Here is a 17793-nt window from a genome sequence, read left to right as displayed (position 1 = left end):
TCTGGAGAACGAGGATGGACGCTGACAGAATTGTCGCGCTGGTCACCGCTGGCGGCATCGAGCTCACCGACCGCCGGCGTAACGCTACGGATGACGGTTGGTCGCTCAGCTTCGCCAACGGTGCTACGGTGGAAGTGGGTGACGACGGCTCTGCGCGCATTGGCGGAAAAGGCACCAAGGCCGTGGCTAGGTTGCTGGACCAGCCGGTCGCGCCGCGCGACACCTGATCTGGTGGCCGTCCTCATCCGGATGCTGCCGACCATGTTACGGATTTTAAGTCAAATTTTACCGAACGCACGGCATGGCTTGAGCGCTGGCAGATGGTGCTGCCGGCGCGTTTCGCGTAAGGGGTGACGATGCGTATTGTCGGGACGATTCCGCTGGCCGTCGCCATGGGCCTGCTCAGCGCGCCTGTCGCCCAGGCGGGCGAGGGCAGCTGGATATCCGGCGACTGGTACCTGACGCTCGGCGCCACCGCGCTGGTCGCGCCGAATTTCGAGGGCGGCAAGAAATACATGCTCAGCGCCCAACCGATCGTCTCGCTCGGCAAGGTCGGTCCGGAGGCGCGCTTCACCTCGCGCAACGACAACATCTCGCTGGCGCTGATCGATGACGGTTCCGTCCGCGCCGGCTTGACCGGCAAGTTCATATTCTCGCGCGAGAGCAAGGACGAGCTCAAGGGCCTCGATCCCGTGCGCTGGGGCGGTGAGGTGGGCGGCTTCTTCGAATTCTATCCGCTGGATTGGCTAAGGGCGCGCGCCGAGCTCAGGCACGGCATCCGCTCCCATAACGGCTTCGTCGCGGACATCGCCGCGGACGCCTTCTATGACATCACGCCGACCGTGCGCATTTCCGGTGGTCCGCGCGTTTCGTTCGCATCGTCCGACTATTTCGACGCCTATTACGGCGTCAACGCCAAGGAAGCGGTCGCTTCGGGCCTGAGCGAGTACCATCCCGGCGGCGGGCTGAAGTCGACGGGGCTCGGTGGCGCGATCACCTGGAAAGTGACCGAGCCGATGACGGCGAGCGTCTTCACCGAATATTCGCGCCTGATGGGGCCGGCGGCCGATTCCAGCCTGGTCAAGGAACGCGGCGACCGCAATCAGTGGACCTTCGGTGTCTCGACCACTTACCGCTTCAATTTCACCATGTAGGCCGTGAAAGCGGCTTCATGCCTTGAAATCCGCGCTTTATTCCTGCCGCGCCATCCGCTAAAAGCCACGCCATGACGAGCTTTTCGCGCCTTTTCGCGATCGCGATACGAATTACGGGCCCGGTGTTCCGGGCGGCCTGAGCGCCGCTGGAGCCGCCGGGAGTTTTCGCGCGCGCCCCTCGCGCTTTTCAAGAAAATGCTGGTTCAACGCCCGGGCTTCCCGCCGCCGGGCAACGCAGATGGCAGATCAATGACCGACACCGTTGAAACGATCGACTATTCCAAAACGCTCTATTTGCCGCAGACGGACTTCCCGATGCGTGCCGGCCTGCCCGAGAAGGAGCCTGGTCTGGTCAAGCGCTGGCAGGACATGGACCTTTACAGGAAGCTGCGCGAAGAGGCCGCCGGCCGCGAGAAATTCGTGCTGCATGACGGGCCGCCCTACGCCAACGGCAACATCCATATCGGCCATGCGCTGAACAAGATCCTCAAGGACGTCATCAACCGCTCCTTCCAGATGCGCGGCTATGACGCCAACTACGTGCCGGGTTGGGACTGCCACGGCCTGCCGATCGAATGGAAGATCGAGGAGCAGTATCGCGCCAAGGGCAAGAACAAGGACGAGGTGCCGGTCAACGAGTTCCGCAGGGAATGCCGTGAGTTCGCCCAGCACTGGATCAAGGTGCAGGGCGACGAGTTCCAGCGTCTTGGCGTCATCGGCGATTTCGACAATCCTTATACCACCATGGCGTATCATGCCGAGTCGCGCATCGCCGGCGAACTGTTGAAATTCGCCTTGTCCGGCCAGCTCTACCGCGGCTCGAAGCCGGTGATGTGGAGCGTGGTCGAGCGCACCGCGCTCGCCGAGGCCGAGGTCGAGTATCAGGACTATGAGAGCGACACGATCTGGGTGAAGTTCCCGGTGGCGAGCCTCGCCCAGCCGGTCGCCGGCGCCGCGCTGGACGAGGCAGCGCTCGACCTCGTCGAGGCGCATGTCGTCATCTGGACGACCACGCCCTGGACCATCCCCGGCAACCGCGCCGTGAGTTATTCGCCGCGCATCGCCTATGGCCTCTATGAGGTCACGGCGGCCGAGAACGCCTTCGGCCCGCAGCCCGGGGAGAAGCTGATCTTTGCCGACGCGCTGGCGCAAGAGTGCGCCGCCAAGGCCAAGGTCGCACTGAACCGGCTTCACAGCGTCTCGGCCGAACAGCTTGGGAAGCTTACGCTTTCGCATCCCTTCAAGGGCCTCGGCGGCGGCTATGAGTTCCCGGTGCCGATGGTTGCGGGCGAGCATGTCACCGACGATGCCGGCACCGGCTTCGTGCACACCGCGCCCGGCCATGGCCGCGAGGACTTCGACGCCTGGATGGAGGCCGCGAGCGAACTGCGGGCGCGAGGCGTCGACACCGTGATCCCCTTCACGGTCGACGATGCCGGCTTCTTCACCAAGGATGCGCCGGGCTTCGGCCCGGGGCGCGAAGGTGGCGCGGCGCGCGTCATCGACGACAATGGCAAGAAGGGCAACGCCAATCAGGCCGTCATCGACGAACTGATCAAGCGCAACGCGCTCTTCGCGCGCGGCCGGCTGAAACACAGCTATCCGCACTCCTGGCGCTCCAAGAAGCCGGTCATCTTCCGCAACACGCCGCAATGGTTCGTCTATATGGACAAGGACCTCGGCGACGGCACGACGTTGCGCAGCCGCGCGCTGAAGGCGATCGACGACACCCGTTTCGTTCCGGCGGCGGGCCAGAACCGCATCCGCGCCATGATCGAGGAGCGCCCCGACTGGGTGCTGTCGCGCCAGCGCGCCTGGGGTGTGCCGATCGCGGTCTTCGCCGACGAGGACGGCAATGTGCTGAAGGACGAGGCCGTCAACGAACGCATCATGGACGCTTTCGAGAAGGAAGGCGCCGACGCCTGGTTCGCCGAGGGCGCGAAGGCACGCTTCCTCGGCAATCACGACGCCTCGAAATGGCACCAGGTGATGGACATCCTCGACGTCTGGTTCGATTCCGGTTCGACCCATGTCTTCACGCTGGAGGACCGTCCGGACCTCAAATGGCCGGCCGACGTCTATCTCGAAGGCTCGGACCAGCATCGCGGCTGGTTCCATTCCTCGCTGCTCGAAAGCTGCGGCACCAGGGGCAGGGCGCCTTACGACACGGTCATCACCCATGGCTTCACCATGGACGAGGAAGGCCGCAAGATGTCGAAGTCGCTCGGCAACACCGTCGTGCCGCAGGACGTCATCAAGCAGTCCGGCGCCGACATCCTGCGGCTCTGGGTGGTCACGACCGATTATTGGGAAGACCAGCGGCTCGGCAAGAACGTGCTGCAGACCAATATCGACGCCTACCGCAAGCTCAGGAACACCATCCGCTGGATGCTGGGCACGCTTGCGCATGACGACGGCCGGGACGTGCCGGTCGAGACGATGCCGGAACTGGAGCGGCTGATGCTGCACCGGTTGTCCGAGTTGGACGAAATGGTGCGCCAGGGCTACGACGCCTTCGAGTTCAAGCGCATCACCCGCACGCTGCTCGACTTCATGGTGGTGGAGCTTTCGGCCTTCTATTTCGACATCCGCAAGGACGCGCTTTACTGCGACGGGCCGTCGAGCCTGCGCCGCAGGGCGGCCGTGCAGGTGGTGCGCCACCTCTTCGAATGCCTGGTGAAGTGGCTGGCGCCGATGCTGCCCTTCACCACGGAAGAAGCCTGGCTCGACCGCCATCCGCAAGCCGTGTCGGTGCATCTCGGCCAGTTCCCCGCGATCCCGCAGGACTGGCGCAACGAGGCGCTGGCCGAGAAATGGCGCAAGGTGAGGCAAGTGCGCCGCGTCGTCACCGGGGCGCTGGAGATCGCGCGCGCCGAGAAGCTGATCGGCTCTTCGCTCGAGGCGGTGCCGGTGGTGACGCTCGACGACGCGGCGCTGGAGGCCGCGATCGCCGATGTCGATATGGCCGAGATGGCGATCACCAGCGATCTCGTCGTCAAACACGGCAAGGCCCCGGAAGGCGCCTTCACGCTCGACGACGTCAAGGGGGTGGCGGTGGTGGTGGAGAAAGCCGAGGATCGCGGTCTGGTCAAATGCGCGCGCTCCTGGCGCTACACCGCCGATGTCGGGCAGGATCCGGAATTTCCGGATGTCTCGGCCCGCGATGCCGCCGTGTTGCATGAGCTGAAGGCCCTTGGGCGGCTGTAGTCCTGTCGATAAGCCGGTGCACAAATGCCACGCCGGGCGGCCTGAAACCGCCCGCGCGTTGCCCTTAACAAGTGGTTGAGGTAAACACGCGACACTCCGGCAGACAAATTGTCGCCGGATTTCCATCGCAAATGCGGGGAAGAAGGGGACCGTGCCCTTGGCCGGTGGCGACTGAAAGGCTGTTAGAGTGGGACTTTTTGGCATGACCGACAGAACGTTCGCGCGCGCCGCGCTGATGGCGCCGCTTGTGGTATCGGCCATCGCCCTGTCAGGCTGCGTGGGTTCACCGACCTATGGAACCGACAAGACGGCAGCCGCGCAGCTCTTCGACGATGTCTCCGCGGCTGCCTCGATCACCCCGAAGCGCAAAGATCCGATCGACTACAAGCCGCGTCCTGATCTGGTGAAGCCCGCTCCCGGGCAGAAGGAAAGCCTGCCGCCGCCGCAGCAAAGCATCGAGACGGCGAGCGCCGACTGGCCCGAATCGCCTGAGGCGCGCCGCGCCCGGATCCGCGCCGACGCCACCGCGCACCAGAACGATCCGAATTACCAGCCGGAAGCCGTCGAGGATATCCAGACCAATCCCGAGGCGGTGAAGAAGGCATTGGCCGAATCGGGCTCCAGCCACCCGCCGGCCTGGTCGCCGGATGACAACTCGGCCGCGCGCCGTGCGCAGATTCAGCGCAGCCTTGCCGAACAGAAGCAGGGCGATCCGACCGTTCGCAAATATCTGAGCGAGCCGCCGCTTGCCTATCGCCAAGCTGCCGGCACCGCGCCGCAGAACGAGCTCGGCGAGGACGAATACAAGAAGGAGCGCCGCCTCAAGGCGCAGGCCGAAGGCAAGAAGGGCGGCTGGTTCGACTGGCTAGGGCTGTGAACAGTCAGTAGTCAGTAGTCAGTAGTCAGTAGTCAGTAGTCAGTAGTCAGTAGTCAGTAGTCAGTAGTCAGTAGTGACCTACTCACTACTCACTTCACCCGCCATTCCGTCTCTCGCGAAAAAAGTCCTTGAGGATGAGGGCGGCATCGCTCTCGCCGATCCCCGGATAGACGTCCGGCGTGTGGTGGCAGGTGGGTGAGGCGAAGAAGCGCACGCCGTTGACCACCGCGCCGCCTTTCTCGTCGGCGGCGCCGAAATAGAGCCGCCGCAGCCGGGCGAAGGAGATCGCGCCGGCGCACATCGCGCAGGGCTCCAGCGTCACATAGAGATCATGGCCGGTGAGACGTTCGCTGGCGAGCTTCCGGCAGGCCTCGCGGATCGCCAGCATCTCGGCATGCGCGGTCGGGTCCGAGAGCTCGCGCGTGCGGTTGCCGGCTTTCGCGACCACCGTGCCGCCGTTGGCGATCACAGCGCCGACCGGCACTTCGCCGCGGCTGGCGGCCGCCTCGGCCTCTTCAAGCGCCAGGGCCATGAAATCCGGTCGTTTCAAGCCGTTTCCATTCCGATTACTTCTCGCCACCCGAGAGTGATCCTGTTATTTAGCGCGAGACCCTGAAAACCGGAATCGGTTTTTGCCGCGCCGCTGGATGCGCAAAATCAAGATGACACTGCCTGCGTTGGGCGTCCGCAAGGGCGCGCGGCGCTGTAGCAGGTGAAGCCGAGCAAAGTAATGGACGACGACAAGAAATCTCCACGCGGGCCGCGCAAGGGCTACTCCAGACCGACGGGCGGGCGTGACGGAAAACCAGCCCACGGCGCTAAGAAGCCGTTCGCCAAGCCTGAACGACCGATGGCTGCTGAAGGCGAGCGCCGCGACTTCAAGCGCAGCCACAAGCCACGCGAGACGGGCGAAGGCGCTGGGCGCGCCGAAAGGCCCTTCCGCAAAGGTCCGCGCGCCGAAGGCAAGCCCTTCGAGAAGCGCGAGGGCCGCAAGCCTTACACACCGCGCGGCGACCGGTCGATGGCTGCGGAGGGTGAGCGCCCTGCGCGCGATTTCAAGCGCAGCTATAAGCCGCGTGAGATGGGGCCGCGTGAAATGGGTGAAGGCGGGGAGCGTGGCGACAGGCCGTTCCGCAAAGGTCCGCCGCGCGATGGCAAGCCTTTTGAGAAACGTGAGGACCGCAAGCCTTACGCACCGCGTGGCGACCGACCGGCTGCTGCCGAAGGCGATCGGGGCGAACGACGATTCGACCGCCCCAAGCGGGCATTCGACGACCGTCCCAAACGCGATTTGGCCGACCGGCCGAAGCGAGACTTCAGCGATCGTCCACGCGGAGCTGGCGGAAAGCCGGAAGGCGGCTTCAAGCCACGGCCGCATCCCTCGGAAGCTGCGCCCGAAAGCGGCGAGCGCATCGCCAAGCGGCTGGCGCGCGCCGGCATCGCCTCGCGCCGCGACGCCGAGGAACTGATCGCGGCCGGTCGCGTCAAGGTCAACGGCAAGGTGCTGGACTCGCCGGCCTTCAATGTCGGCGCCAACGACATCATCCATCTCGACGGCACCGAGATCCCGCCGATCGAGCGCACGCGTCTCTTCCTGTTCCACAAGCCGGCGGGCGTCGTCACCACCAACCGCGATCCGGAAGGCCGCAAGACCGTTTTCGACGTACTGCCGTCCGACCTGCCGCGGCTGATGACGATCGGCCGGCTCGACATCAACACCGAGGGCCTGCTGCTTTTGACCAATGACGGCGGGCTGTCGCGCGTGCTCGAACTGCCGGCCACCGGCTGGCTGCGGCGCTACCGCGCGCGCGTCCACGGCAAGGTCGAGGAGAGCGCGCTCGCCGGCCTGCGTGAAGGCATCGCCGTCGACGGCGTCTTCTACGGCTCGATCGAAGCCTCGCTCGACCGCGAGCAGGGCACCAATGCGTGGCTGACCCTGGGCCTGCGCGAAGGCAAGAACCGTGAGGTGAAGAACATCCTCGGCGCGCTTGGCCTCGACGTGACGCGGCTGATCCGCATCTCCTACGGACCGTTCCAGCTCGAGGATTTGCCCGAGGGCCATGTGCTGGAGATCAAGGGCCGCGTGCTGCGCGAACAGCTCGGCGAACGGCTGATCGAGGAGTCCGGCGCCAATTTCGATGCCGACATCCAAAAGCCGTTTTCCAACAAGCCGGTGCGCGGCGGCGGCCCTCGCCGCGAAGAGGTCGACCGGCCGAAATTCACGCGCGACGGCGACCACCGGCCGATCGGCGAGGGCGGTCTGATCAAGGCGCGCAAGCGCCGCGAAGGCAGCCGCGACGAGGCGCTGAGCAAGCTCTCGACAAAGCCGGACAGGGCGTTTGGGCCGGACCGGGCGTTCGGCGAGCGCGGCCCTAAATCCGACCGCGGCGGTTTCGGCGAAAAGCCGCGTGGTGGCTTCGGCGACAAGCCTCGTTTCGGCGGCAAGAAATCCGAGCGCGAGCAGCGGCCGATCGAACCGCCGGGCCAGCGCAAGGCCAATGTCTGGATGGCGCCGGGCGCTCGACCGATCGGCAAGGGCAGGGCGGAAGCCGATGCCGCCAGGGCCGCCGAGGCGAAGGCGCGCAAGGCATCCTACAAGCCGGGCGGCAAGGGCAAGCCGGGCGCGAAGCCGTTCGGCAAGCCCCGCGGCGAGCGCCGCGAAGGCGATGGCGGCGACAGGCCGCGCGGTCCGAAGAGGGGCGGCAATGCGGATCGTCGGCGGTGAGTTCCGCGGGCGTCCGCTGGCGACGCCGAAAAGCAATGCCATCCGCCCGACCACCGACCGCACCCGCGAGGCGGTGTTCAACGTGCTCGCGCATCGCTATGCCGAAAAGCTCGAAGGCGGCCGCGTGCTCGACCTCTTCGCCGGCACCGGCGCGCTTGGACTTGAGGCGCTGTCGCGCGGCGCCGCCTACTGCGTCTTCATCGAGGAATCGACGGAGGGGCGCGGCCTGATCCGCGAGAACGTCGAGGCCTATGGACTCACCGGCCGCACCAAGATTTTTCGTCGCGACGCCGCTCATTTGGGTGAGGCTGGCACGCTCTCGCCCTTCGGCCTGATCTTCGCCGACCCGCCCTATGGCAAGGGGCTTGGCGAACGCGCGCTGCGCTCGGCCAAGGCCGGCGGCTGGCTGTTGCCCGGCGCCTTGTTCGTGGTCGAGGAGGCGGCCTCGGCGCCGTTCGAGGCAGGCCCGGGTTTTTCCGTGGTGGACGAGCGGGGCTATGGCGAAACGGTCATTCGCTTCATCGAGGTTGGCTAGCGCCGCCTCGAAAATGACTCACAATTCACTTTGCCTTGCCAACAACCTTGCCTATCGTCGCGCAACCGCGACCGGAGAACTTGATGAGACGAACAGGAATTGGGCTGCGCGCAGCGCTTCTGGCCAGCGCGCTGGCGCTTGCGGCGGCCGCTCCGGCCCGCGCAGCCGATGACGGCGAGGTCAAGGATTTCCTGCTCGACAACGGCATGGAAGTGGTGGTCATCCCGGACCACCGCGCCCCGATCGTCACTCACATGGTCTGGTACAAGATCGGCAGCGCCGACGAGCCTCTCGGCAAATCCGGCATCGCGCATTTCTTCGAGCACCTGATGTTCAAGGCCACGACCAACCACGCCGCCGGCGAGTTCGACCGCGCCGTGTCCGAGATCGGCGGCTCCAACAATGCCTTCACCTCCTACGACTACACCGCCTTCCACGAGACGGTGCCGCCTTCCGCCCTCGAACAGATGATGGGCTTCGAGGCCGATCGCATGCGCAACCTCATCCTGACAGACGATGTCATCAAGACCGAGCGCGACGTGATCCTGGAGGAGCGCCGTTCGCGCATCGACAGCAATCCGCAGGCGGTGCTCGACGAGGAGGTCGACGCGACGCTCTGGCAGAACCAGCGATACCGCATTCCGGTGATCGGCTGGATGCAGGAAATGGAGCAGTTGAACCGTCCGGACGCGAAAGCCTTCTACGACGCCTACTACCGGCCGAACAACGCGGTGCTGGTGGTGGCCGGCGACGTCGATCCCGACGCGGTGAAGGCGATGGCCGGGCGCACCTACGGCAAGGTCGCCCGCGGCCCGGACCTGCGGCCGCGCATCCGCCCCGTGGAGCCGGAGCAGAACACGAAGCGCACGGTGACGCTCACCGACGCGCGCGTCTCGGTGCCGAGCTTTTCGACGCAATGGGTCGTGCCGTCCTATCACACGGCCAAGCCCGGCGAAGCCGAGGCGCTCGACCTGCTTGCCGAGATCCTCGGCGGCGACAACCGCAGCAGGTTGTACCAGCAGCTCGTCGTCAAGCAGGGTATCGCCTCAGAGGCCGGCGCCTACTTCCAGGGCACCATGCTCGACGCCACCAACTTCACCGTCTATGGCGCCCCGCGCGGCGACGCCAGGCTTGCCGATGTCGAGGCGGCTGTCGATGCCGAGATCGCCCGCATCGTCAAGGACGGCGTGAGCGACGATGAGCTGGAGCGGGCCAAGACCCGCTATGTGCGCTCCATGATCTTTGCGCGCGACAAGCAGGACGACATGGCCAACATGTATGGCTCGACGCTTGCCACGGGCGGCAATGTCAAGGACGTCCAGGAATGGCCGGACCGCATCCGCAACGTGACCGCCGATGAAGTCAAGGCGGCTGCCGCCCGCTACCTCGTGCTCGATCGTTCCACAACCGGCTATCTCTTGCCGCAGCAGCAGGCGGGGAATTGATGATGAGCATGGTTCTTGGCCATACGATCGCTTCTCCTTCTCCGGCGAGCGAGGAAGGCAAGCTCTATCGCGCCGTCGCCACCCTTTGCTTCGCCCTGTTCTTCCTGCTTTTGCCGGTGCTTGCCGCGCGCGCCGAAATGAACATCCAGGAGGTGAAGTCGAAGAAGGGCGTCACCGCTTGGCTGGTGGAAGACCATTCGATTCCGCTGGTTGCGATCCGTTTCGTTTTCGACGGCGGCACGGCGCAGGACCCCGCCGGCAAGGAAGGCCTGGTCAACCTGATGACCGGCCTGTTCGACGAGGGCGCCGGCGACCTGGACAGCGAGGCCTTCCAGTTGAAGCTCGACGATGCCGGCGCGGAGATGAGTTTTCAGGCGGCGCGCGATGGCACCTATGGCTCGATGCGCATGCTGTCCGACCAGAAGGACGAGGCTTTTGGCCTGCTGAAGCTGGCGGTGAACAGCCCGCGCTTCGATCAGGCGCCGATCGACCGCATCCGCGCCCAGACACTCTCCGGCATCCTCGCCAATGAGCGGGACCCCAATACGATCGCCCAGCAGCGCTGGCTGCGCGCGATCTATGGCCAGCATCCCTACGCGCGGCCGGACGAGGGCAACAAAGACAGCCTCGAAACCATCACTGCCGACGACCTCAAGGCCTTCCACAAGGCGAACTTCGCCCGCGGCGGCCTGCATGTGGCGGTCGTGGGCGACATCGACGCCGCCACGTTGAGCGACAGGCTTGACGAGGTGTTCGGCGACCTGCCGGCCAAGCAGACGCTGGCGCCGGTTGCCGACATCACGCCCAAGCTCGGCCAGCAGCTCGAAGTGAATTACGATCTGCCGCAGACCTCCCTGCAGCTTGCCTGGCCGGGCGTGAAGCGGAGCGATCCCGATTTCTACGCCGCCGTGCTGATGAACGAGATTCTCGGCGGCTCGACTTTCACGTCGCGCTTGTATGAGCAGGTGCGCGAGAAACGCGGCCTTGCCTATAGCGTCAGCTCCGATCTCGTCGATCACGAGCATTCCAACGCCCTGCTGGTGACGACGGCGACGCGTTCCGACCGCGCCGCCGAAACGCTTTCGATCGTGCGCCAGGTGGTGAAGGATATGGCCGAGAACGGCCCCACCGAGGAGGAGCTCGCGGCCATCAAGAAATACATGGTCGGCGCTTACGCCATCAGCAATCTGGATTCGTCCAGCTCCATCGCAGCGACGCTGGTGGAGCTGCAGATCGATGATCTCGGCATCGATTATATCAAGCGGCGCGCGGCTCTCATCAACGCGGTGACGCTGGCCGACGTGAAGGCGGCGGCTAAGAAGCTCCTGTCGTCCGACCCCGCGGTGATGGTCATCGGGCCGCCGCTGGTGCAGGTGGCGGGAGGCGGCAAGGGATGAGCCCGACCTTCGGGGTGGCCTTTGGCGGCGGCGGCGCGCGCGGTCTCGCGCATATCCACATCATCGAGGCTCTCGACGATCTCGGCATCAAGCCGGTGGCGATTGCCGGCTCGTCGATCGGCGCCATCATGGGCGCCGGCATGGCGTCGGGCATGAAGGGTGCCGAGATTCACGATTATGCCCGGTCGATCCTCGGCAGCCGGGCTGAAGTGGCCGCGCGCATGTGGCGCTCGCGGCCGGGCACGATCGCTGAGGCCATGCAGGGCGGCATTCGCGTCAGCCAGTTCAACATCGAGCGCATTCTGAAGGCTTTCCTGCCCGAGGCGATCCCGCAGACGTTCGAGGCGCTGAAGGTTCCGCTCAAGGTGACGGCGACCGACTATTTCGGCCACAGCCTTGCGGTGTTCGCCGAAGGCGACCTGCATTCGGCGCTTGCCGCTTCGGCGGCCATCCCGGCGGTCTTCCGCCCGGTGACGCGCGAGGGCCGCGTGCTGATCGATGGCGGTATCTACAACCCCGTGCCTTTCGACCTCATCGAGAAGGACGCCGACATCATCATCGCCGTCGATGTCGTCGGCGCGCCGAGCGAGGCCGAGCGCAGGCATCCGACCACAGTCGACCTGATGTATGGCGCCACCCAGCTGATGATGCAGTCGATCATCGCCAACAAGCTCAGGCAGCACCCGCCGGACATTCTGATCCGGCCGAATGTCTCGAAATACCGCGTGCTCGAATTCCTCAAGATCGAGACGCTGATGGCCGAGACGGTCGAGATCAAGGACGAATTGAAGCGCGCCGTCGAGAAGGCCGTGGAAGCGCATGGCGGCAGGCAGGGAGAAGGGCGGTTTAGGTAGATCCGTGGAAGGCTCAGGCCTCGGCCAGGCTGGATCGCCGGTGTAAGCCGCCTCTCGACCTGTCGCGGCGCGCATTTTACCACTAGCGGCGAACAGACCGCACATCATAATGTCGCGCCCATTCGAAGTGCCTTGAGGCCGCATGACCAAGCTCCTTTTCACCCGCGTTCCTTTCAACCCGGTCTCTCTCGGGCTCGTCTGCAATTTCATTGCGCACTATCCGCCCTTTGATGGATACGAGTTTGGACAGATGGTGAAGTCCTTGCGCTTCCAGATCGAGCAGCAGACGCACCTTATCGGTTCCATCGACGACGCGATCGTTGCTTACGTCGGCTGGATCGTGACCAACTGCGAAATTGCCGAAACGTGGGTTGCAAACAAGGGGCCGCTCAATCCCGATCCCGGCGGCACTGCCATTGCCGCGACGATTATGGCAACGCGCTCGTCCTCGCACATCCTGCCGCTGATCAAGGAAGCGAAACTGCTCAACCTCGACAAGTCGGTCTACTGGAAGCGCGACTTCATCGACGCCCGCGGTGCAATGAAACGCGCCGTCCGCAAACGGGACGCGTGATGGAACAGGCTACCCCAGGCGAGGCGCTGACCCAGGAAATCCTGATCCGCCTCGGCGACCGTTACGCCTCGATGTTCGTGCGCATCTGGCAACCGGCCGGCCAATCGCGCGGCACCGTGTTCTGCCTGCACGGCTTTGCCGGCAATGGCTCCGATTTCGATTACCTAGCGGCGTTCCTCTGCCGCAACGGCTATCTGGTGATCTGCCCCGACCTGCTCGGACGAGGGCGCAGCGCCTATCTCGGCTCGGGCTACGATATGGATCTCTATTCCAGGTGCCTACGCGCGCTCAGCCAGTTTGCCGGTAAGGAGAACCATTTCGTCGGCACGTCATGGGGCGGGCTGATCCTGCTTCTATTTCTCTACGCGAACCGCGGTCGCGTCGACAGGATCATCCTCAACGATGTCCCCCTGATTGGCGGGCCGAAGGTCGACGCCTTACGAAACGAAGCCATCCGCGAAGCCGCGCTTGTATTCCAGACGCGCGCCCAGGCAGGGGAATATCTGCGTGCCTCAAATCCAGGCATGGGGCGGGTGGAGAGGCCGGTCCTCGACCGCTTCATCGATAACAGAATTGCCGCGAGGGCTGGCGAGTTTCGTTTGGCCTACGATCCGGCCACGACCGGGAATTTCGAGGCCATGACCGGCCGCGAATACGACCTGTTTCCCATGGTCGCTAAGCTCGACGCCCAGGTCATGCTCATGTACGGCCGCGAGAGCGGGTTCATCGACAGGCAGGCCTTTGAACGATCCCGCTGCGCCCGACCCGATCTTTGCATCGTCGACAATATCGATGTCGGCCATCCGCCGTCGCTGATGACGCCCGATCAGGCTCTCCTGATCTTCGGGTTTCTGTCCGCCATGTGAGCAGTATCCGTCATGGCGGCATCGCACTTCGATGAAACATATACCCGATTGCTCTCAGCTGATCTCGATCGCGACGACGCGGCCGAAAATCCGTATAGAATCCTGATTTGCACCACGCCGAGAACCGCCGGCCATACCTATTGCCAGGTCATGCGGCATTTTGGACTTGGCCTGCCCACTGAATACTTCCAGTGGCAATTCGCGGTACCGCTCATGCGGCGCTGGACGGGAGACGACACATTCGACGTCCCGGCGCTCGATCGCGGTGCGTCGTCATATGGAAAGCATCTTCTGATGCGGCGCTCAGTCGAAGGCGTATTCGCGGCCAAGCTGTTTTTCGGCAATCTGGACTTCGCCCGCCTCTCGATCGGCGAGGATGATGCAAGCTCGTTCTATGTATTCCTGTCCCGCCGGAACAAAGTCGATCAGACGGTCAGCCTGCTTTCGATGCTGCATACTGGTCAGCCATTCGATGGCGGGGAAACGCTGCCCGGTGTCCCTATGTTGAGAACGATAAGTCAGAAGGCGGTTATTGACACCGTGCGACACATCGCGGACTCCGAGGCAAAGTGGCGGAGCTACCTTTCGACCATTGACGTGACGAGGGTTGCTCATGTGGCCTATGAGGATTTCGTCGTCAATCCCCACGACAATGTGAAGGCGACGATGCGGAACTGGTTTCCAGCCCGCAATCTGCGCAATGATGCCCTCGCTGCAAATGGTCGCTACAGCAACGACGCCTCCGTAAAGTCGATTATCGCAAGACAGTTCGGAGGCTTGATCCGTCAACTTTGGCGCGACATGCCTGTCGAGGCGGAGCAGAGCCGATCAGCGCCTTGACACTTGGACGGACATGCCGCTCGCCGGGCGCAGCGCCAGCGCATAGTCGAAGCGGATAACGTCGTCGGCGCGAGTAAAGGCGAACTGGCGCACGACCGCGCGAACCGCCTGCTCCACCTCGAGTCGGCCCAGGCGTGCGCCCCCGCACATACGTGGTCCGGTTAGGAAGGGAATGAAGGCGCGGCGGTCGAAACTGTTGTTGATGAACTCCTTGCGGCTGGCATCGAAAGTCCTCGGATTTTCCCAGAATTCAGGATGCTGGTGCACACCGACGACGGACAGCATGATAAGTTGCCCGGCCCGTAGCGACGTGCCATCCAGAACCGCATCGGTGCTTACCTCGCGGGTCAGGAACGGTATAGGTGGGAAATAGCGCATCGTCTCGTTGATGAAGCAGTCAGTAAACGGTGTCTGTGCCTTGCCGCCAGCAATCTCACTATAGATACGCTCCTGCACCTGCTGGTTGGCGCCGAGCCTATCGATCACCCACTGCACTGTCGTGACGGTGGTTTCGACGCCAGCGAACAGATTCATCACGAATTCTTCGATCGGGGAAAAGCCGTCGATCCCGGCTGCTCTTTCCGAGAAACGGTCCATTTCCGCGGCCGCCCGCGGATCCGCCATCAGTTGCGAACCGAAATCCGCGATGACCGCGCGGGCATCTTGGATGGCGCTGTCTCTTTCGGCATTGGTTGGCGTGACCCAGGAATAATACTGCAGGCGGCGCAATGTCTCACGGACTCGGTCGAAAAGCACAGCGGTTGGTCGCGCTTCCGCGACAAGTCCGAAGGCCTGATAGAAAATGGTCATGGCGCCGGTGAAAAGCGCCTGGTGGATTCCTGCGAGGGAGGTCTCGCAATCGGCAAGGTCGCCACTGAATATATCCGACACGCTTTGCCCATGGGCGGGTTTGGCCGCCGCGAGATAGCGATCCTGGGTGATGGCGCGTCTTGTCGCCCATTCCTCGTCATTGGTGTTGAAGCGGCTGAAGCCGAGGGCCGAGATCAGCGAGAAGTTCTTCCGGAACAGGGCAGGCGACTTGACGATCTCGTCGACGCTCTCCGGATGGTCGAATACGATGAGGTTGCCGATTTCCTTAGCGCCGGTTGCTCGTCCATCATCCTGGCCGCTCCGCGCGAATAGGTTGTAGACGAGACTGTTGAGCATGCCTTCAATTTGTGCTGGATCGCTCACCCTACCTCCATGTCTGAACGCACGACCACTTCGGTATTCGTTCAGCTAACGATGTCCCTTATTGTTGCAAAAATGCGACAGTCACGCCGCAAAGTCGTTGGCATCCCGCAGCGGCAATAGGCGGTTATAAACTTGTCTGCAATAACAACCCGGCTGGAATCTGGGTGGGGACTTAAATGCATTCGCAGGGCACGGGTAAATTTTTAGCTACGGTGGCGGCTTCGGCTGCCTCCCTAACGGCAACAGGCGTGGCCACGGCTAACGCAACCGAGGCGCAGCCCTCGGATCAGACGGTCATCGATTCGCGCATCAAGATGTCGTTCGAAGGCTCGTACTTCTGGAACAATCTCCATAACAACGACAAGCTGAGCAGCGACAAGCTGGGTAAAGGCAACGGTGATATTTCCGGGGCAGTTTCGCTGACCAAGCAGATCTCTCCGGACTGGGATTGGCGTCTTGCCGCCGCTGTCCAACTCGGCAAGGACCGCTCTGCCCTCCTCTTCGAGCAGCCTGAGACGAACCCTGAGGGCCTTGTTACAGGGACTTACAGCGACGGCTACAGCTTCCAGACTTTCGATTTTGACGTCGGCAAGCACGTCAAGGTGCAACAGGCCGATATCCGTTTCTTCGGCGGCCTGCGGCTAGTGCATTCCGATGAAACATTGGGCGAGATTTCCGAAAAGTTCACCCCCACCAATCCTGCCGACAAGGGCATCGCCGCTGACAAGATCGGTACGGCCGAGTACTGGGGCATCGGCCCGCGCGTTGGTGCGGAAGCTTACTATCCGGTTGGCGAGAACTGGGGCCTGACAGGCTCGGCTTCGGGCGCAGTCATGTGGGGCCGCCGCACCGCGCGTGTCGGTGTCAATATTTCGTCCACAAACCCAGACGAACACTTTTCCGAAACTCTGGCCAGTCAGGGCTCGAATGAAACGGTCTCGAACCTCGACGCATCGCTTGGCCTGAGCTGGACGCCGATAACGAACGCCACCTTCACTGCTGGTTACAAGATCGAGGCTTGGCACAATCTGCTTGTGAACGCAGATCACAAGAATCAGGTTTTCCAAGGCCCGTTCCTGCGCCTCGAAGTAAAGATGTGATCGCGGCGGCCGGTCAGGGTGACTTCGGAGACAGGTTTCGAGTCCAGGTTCGCATCTAACAGGAACGTTAAACTGCACTATGTCGCGGCGGGCTCCGGCCCGCCGATCCTTTTCCTGCACGGCCTTCCCGACCATGGCCTTGGTTGGCGCAGGCAGATCGAGGCTCTACGCGGCAGTTTCAGGGTGTTGGCACCGGATTTGCGCGGATTCGGGCGAAGCGACGCGCCGCGCGGACATGCCCACTACACGCTGCTGCCGCATCTGGTCGAGGACGTGCTTTCGGTGCTCGTGGCCGAACAACTCTCCCAGGCCTCGATCGTCGGTCATGACTGGGGCGGAACAATTGCCTGGTGGCTGGCCATGCGGGTCCCGCAGGTGGTTCGCCATCTGGTTGTCCTTTCCTCCCCTCATCCGCGCAACTATCTGCGCGCCATCGCCGATCCAGCCAACGCCCGGTATTTCGCCTATGTGCGCCGCTTCCAGGAGGCAGGCGCGTCCGCCATGCCGGCGCCGGAGGAGCTTGCCGGATGGGTCGCCGACGAGGCCGACCGACAGGCTCTCGCAGCGTCGCTCCGGCATTCCGATCCGGAGGCGATGCTGGGTTACTACAGGGCCAACATTCCGCTCGGCAGGGTGCCGGACATCGGTCAATTGCCTCTGGTCAAAGCACCTACGCTGGTGATGTTCGGCGCCCACGATCCCTATGTTCCGGCCAGTGCTTTCGAAGGCACATTCCGCGAAGTCGACAACATCAGCTCCGTGGTGGCGCTGCCCGACGCCGGCCATTTCATCCATCATGAGGCCGCCAGTTTCGTCACGCGTGAGATCGAGGGCTGGGTGTCGCGGCCGCTGTCGAGCTTTCGGGTCGCGGGATAGAGACGCGATCGGCAATCGAGCCGGGCAGCGTCAGCACGGTTGCCACTTTGAGCCCTCGTTGCTGTGAGGTTTCCAGACAAGGCGTTGGGCCCTCTTCATGCCCCCTTGCGTTCACCCTTGTTTTCGGATTAGATTTCGCTTGAGAAAAC

At 63.6% G+C, this 17793-nt stretch carries 16 protein-coding genes; 14 read left to right on the top strand and 2 right to left on the bottom strand.

Annotation, left to right across the window (positions count from 1 at the left end; all coding sequences use genetic code 11):
• The first annotated feature begins 14 nt into the window (after positions 1-14).
• The 4 genes from FJ430_RS23210 to FJ430_RS23195 all read left to right on the top strand — a co-directional run bounded on the left by FJ430_RS23210 (position 15) and on the right by FJ430_RS23195 (position 5238).
• Positions 15-227, top strand: a complete 213-nt coding sequence (locus FJ430_RS23210) for a hypothetical protein (protein ID WP_140704281.1) — start codon at positions 15-17, stop codon at positions 225-227.
• A gap of 129 nt (positions 228-356) precedes the next feature.
• Positions 357-1154, top strand: coding sequence for a MipA/OmpV family protein (locus FJ430_RS23205; protein WP_140704279.1), 798 nt, complete (start codon positions 357-359; stop codon positions 1152-1154).
• 249 nt (positions 1155-1403) lie between these two features.
• Positions 1404-4361 (top strand): isoleucine--tRNA ligase, encoded by a 2958-nt coding sequence (gene ileS / locus FJ430_RS23200; protein ID WP_140704277.1) that lies wholly within the window; start codon positions 1404-1406, stop codon positions 4359-4361.
• Between the two features lie 202 nt (positions 4362-4563).
• Complete coding sequence (locus FJ430_RS23195) at positions 4564-5238, top strand: hypothetical protein (RefSeq protein ID WP_140704275.1); 675 nt, start codon at positions 4564-4566, stop codon at positions 5236-5238.
• Between the two features lie 94 nt (positions 5239-5332).
• Here FJ430_RS23195 and FJ430_RS23190 read toward each other — a convergent pair whose 3' ends face one another.
• Complete coding sequence (locus FJ430_RS23190) at positions 5333-5788, bottom strand: nucleoside deaminase (RefSeq protein ID WP_140704273.1); 456 nt, start codon at positions 5786-5788, stop codon at positions 5333-5335.
• Positions 5789-5968: 180 nt separating this feature from the next.
• Between FJ430_RS23190 and FJ430_RS23185 the strand changes: the two genes are divergently transcribed.
• The 8 genes from FJ430_RS23185 to FJ430_RS23150 all read left to right on the top strand — a co-directional run bounded on the left by FJ430_RS23185 (position 5969) and on the right by FJ430_RS23150 (position 14474).
• On the top strand, positions 5969-7963 hold the full coding sequence (locus tag FJ430_RS23185; RefSeq protein ID WP_140704271.1) for a pseudouridine synthase: 1995 nt from the start codon (positions 5969-5971) through the stop codon (positions 7961-7963).
• Positions 7944-8498, top strand: a complete 555-nt coding sequence (rsmD, locus tag FJ430_RS23180) for a 16S rRNA (guanine(966)-N(2))-methyltransferase RsmD (RefSeq protein ID WP_140704269.1) — start codon at positions 7944-7946, stop codon at positions 8496-8498. The genes FJ430_RS23185 and rsmD overlap by 20 nt, the downstream gene beginning before the upstream one ends.
• A gap of 83 nt (positions 8499-8581) precedes the next feature.
• Positions 8582-9943: a M16 family metallopeptidase gene (locus FJ430_RS23175; protein ID WP_140704267.1), complete on the top strand. Its 1362-nt coding sequence runs from the start codon at positions 8582-8584 to the stop codon at positions 9941-9943.
• A 2-nt stretch (positions 9944-9945) separates the two neighbouring features.
• Complete coding sequence (locus tag FJ430_RS23170; protein ID WP_226891847.1) at positions 9946-11340, top strand: M16 family metallopeptidase; 1395 nt, start codon at positions 9946-9948, stop codon at positions 11338-11340.
• A complete protein-coding gene (locus FJ430_RS23165) occupies positions 11337-12194 on the top strand; it encodes a patatin-like phospholipase family protein (RefSeq protein ID WP_140704263.1) in 858 nt (285 codons plus the stop codon). The genes FJ430_RS23170 and FJ430_RS23165 overlap by 4 nt, the downstream gene beginning before the upstream one ends.
• A gap of 142 nt (positions 12195-12336) precedes the next feature.
• On the top strand, positions 12337-12768 hold the full coding sequence (locus tag FJ430_RS23160) for a hypothetical protein (protein ID WP_140704247.1): 432 nt from the start codon (positions 12337-12339) through the stop codon (positions 12766-12768).
• Entirely contained in the window at positions 12768-13634 is an 867-nt protein-coding gene (locus tag FJ430_RS23155) for an alpha/beta hydrolase (protein ID WP_140704245.1), read from the top strand. The genes FJ430_RS23160 and FJ430_RS23155 overlap by 1 nt, the downstream gene beginning before the upstream one ends.
• Positions 13635-13646: 12 nt before the next feature.
• Positions 13647-14474, top strand: coding sequence for a Stf0 family sulfotransferase (locus FJ430_RS23150; RefSeq protein WP_140657007.1), 828 nt, complete (start codon positions 13647-13649; stop codon positions 14472-14474).
• Here the strand turns inward: FJ430_RS23150 and FJ430_RS23145 are convergent.
• Positions 14463-15668 (bottom strand): cytochrome P450, encoded by a 1206-nt coding sequence (locus FJ430_RS23145; RefSeq protein WP_140704243.1) that lies wholly within the window; start codon positions 15666-15668, stop codon positions 14463-14465. The two genes, FJ430_RS23150 and FJ430_RS23145, sit on opposite strands and share 12 nt — an antisense overlap.
• 176 nt (positions 15669-15844) lie before the next feature.
• Between FJ430_RS23145 and FJ430_RS23140 the strand changes: the two genes are divergently transcribed.
• Together FJ430_RS23140 and FJ430_RS23135 are read left to right on the top strand one after the other, a co-directional pair.
• On the top strand, positions 15845-16768 hold the full coding sequence (locus FJ430_RS23140) for an Lpg1974 family pore-forming outer membrane protein (protein ID WP_140704241.1): 924 nt from the start codon (positions 15845-15847) through the stop codon (positions 16766-16768).
• A gap of 18 nt (positions 16769-16786) precedes the next feature.
• Complete coding sequence (locus FJ430_RS23135) at positions 16787-17644, top strand: alpha/beta fold hydrolase (RefSeq protein WP_140704239.1); 858 nt, start codon at positions 16787-16789, stop codon at positions 17642-17644.
• Positions 17645-17793: the final 149 nt, after the last annotated feature.

Origin of the sequence: Mesorhizobium sp. B2-8-5 (genome assembly GCF_006440675.2) — a bacterium.
Classification (GTDB): Bacteria; Pseudomonadota; Alphaproteobacteria; order Rhizobiales; family Rhizobiaceae; genus Mesorhizobium.
Note: the sequence above shows the minus strand (reverse complement) of the source record. Positions and strands in the feature narration are given on the sequence as shown.

What these genes read in the sequence shown, in the direction of transcription:
- ileS (WP_140704277.1), top strand. Translation starts at nt 1,404, where the DNA reads ATGACCGACACCGTTGAAACGATCGACTATTCCAAAACGCTCTATTTG.
- rsmD (WP_140704269.1), top strand. Translation starts at nt 7,944, where the DNA reads ATGCGGATCGTCGGCGGTGAGTTCCGCGGGCGTCCGCTGGCGACGCCG.
- FJ430_RS23195 (WP_140704275.1), top strand. Translation starts at nt 4,564, where the DNA reads ATGACCGACAGAACGTTCGCGCGCGCCGCGCTGATGGCGCCGCTTGTG.
- FJ430_RS23210 (WP_140704281.1), top strand. Translation starts at nt 15, where the DNA reads ATGGACGCTGACAGAATTGTCGCGCTGGTCACCGCTGGCGGCATCGAG.
- FJ430_RS23160 (WP_140704247.1), top strand. Translation starts at nt 12,337, where the DNA reads ATGACCAAGCTCCTTTTCACCCGCGTTCCTTTCAACCCGGTCTCTCTC.
- FJ430_RS23175 (WP_140704267.1), top strand. Translation starts at nt 8,582, where the DNA reads ATGAGACGAACAGGAATTGGGCTGCGCGCAGCGCTTCTGGCCAGCGCG.
- FJ430_RS23165 (WP_140704263.1), top strand. Translation starts at nt 11,337, where the DNA reads ATGAGCCCGACCTTCGGGGTGGCCTTTGGCGGCGGCGGCGCGCGCGGT.
- FJ430_RS23205 (WP_140704279.1), top strand. Translation starts at nt 357, where the DNA reads ATGCGTATTGTCGGGACGATTCCGCTGGCCGTCGCCATGGGCCTGCTC.
- FJ430_RS23150 (WP_140657007.1), top strand. Translation starts at nt 13,647, where the DNA reads ATGGCGGCATCGCACTTCGATGAAACATATACCCGATTGCTCTCAGCT.
- FJ430_RS23170 (WP_226891847.1), top strand. Translation starts at nt 9,946, where the DNA reads ATGAGCATGGTTCTTGGCCATACGATCGCTTCTCCTTCTCCGGCGAGC.
- FJ430_RS23185 (WP_140704271.1), top strand. Translation starts at nt 5,969, where the DNA reads ATGGACGACGACAAGAAATCTCCACGCGGGCCGCGCAAGGGCTACTCC.
- FJ430_RS23155 (WP_140704245.1), top strand. Translation starts at nt 12,768, where the DNA reads ATGGAACAGGCTACCCCAGGCGAGGCGCTGACCCAGGAAATCCTGATC.
- FJ430_RS23140 (WP_140704241.1), top strand. Translation starts at nt 15,845, where the DNA reads ATGCATTCGCAGGGCACGGGTAAATTTTTAGCTACGGTGGCGGCTTCG.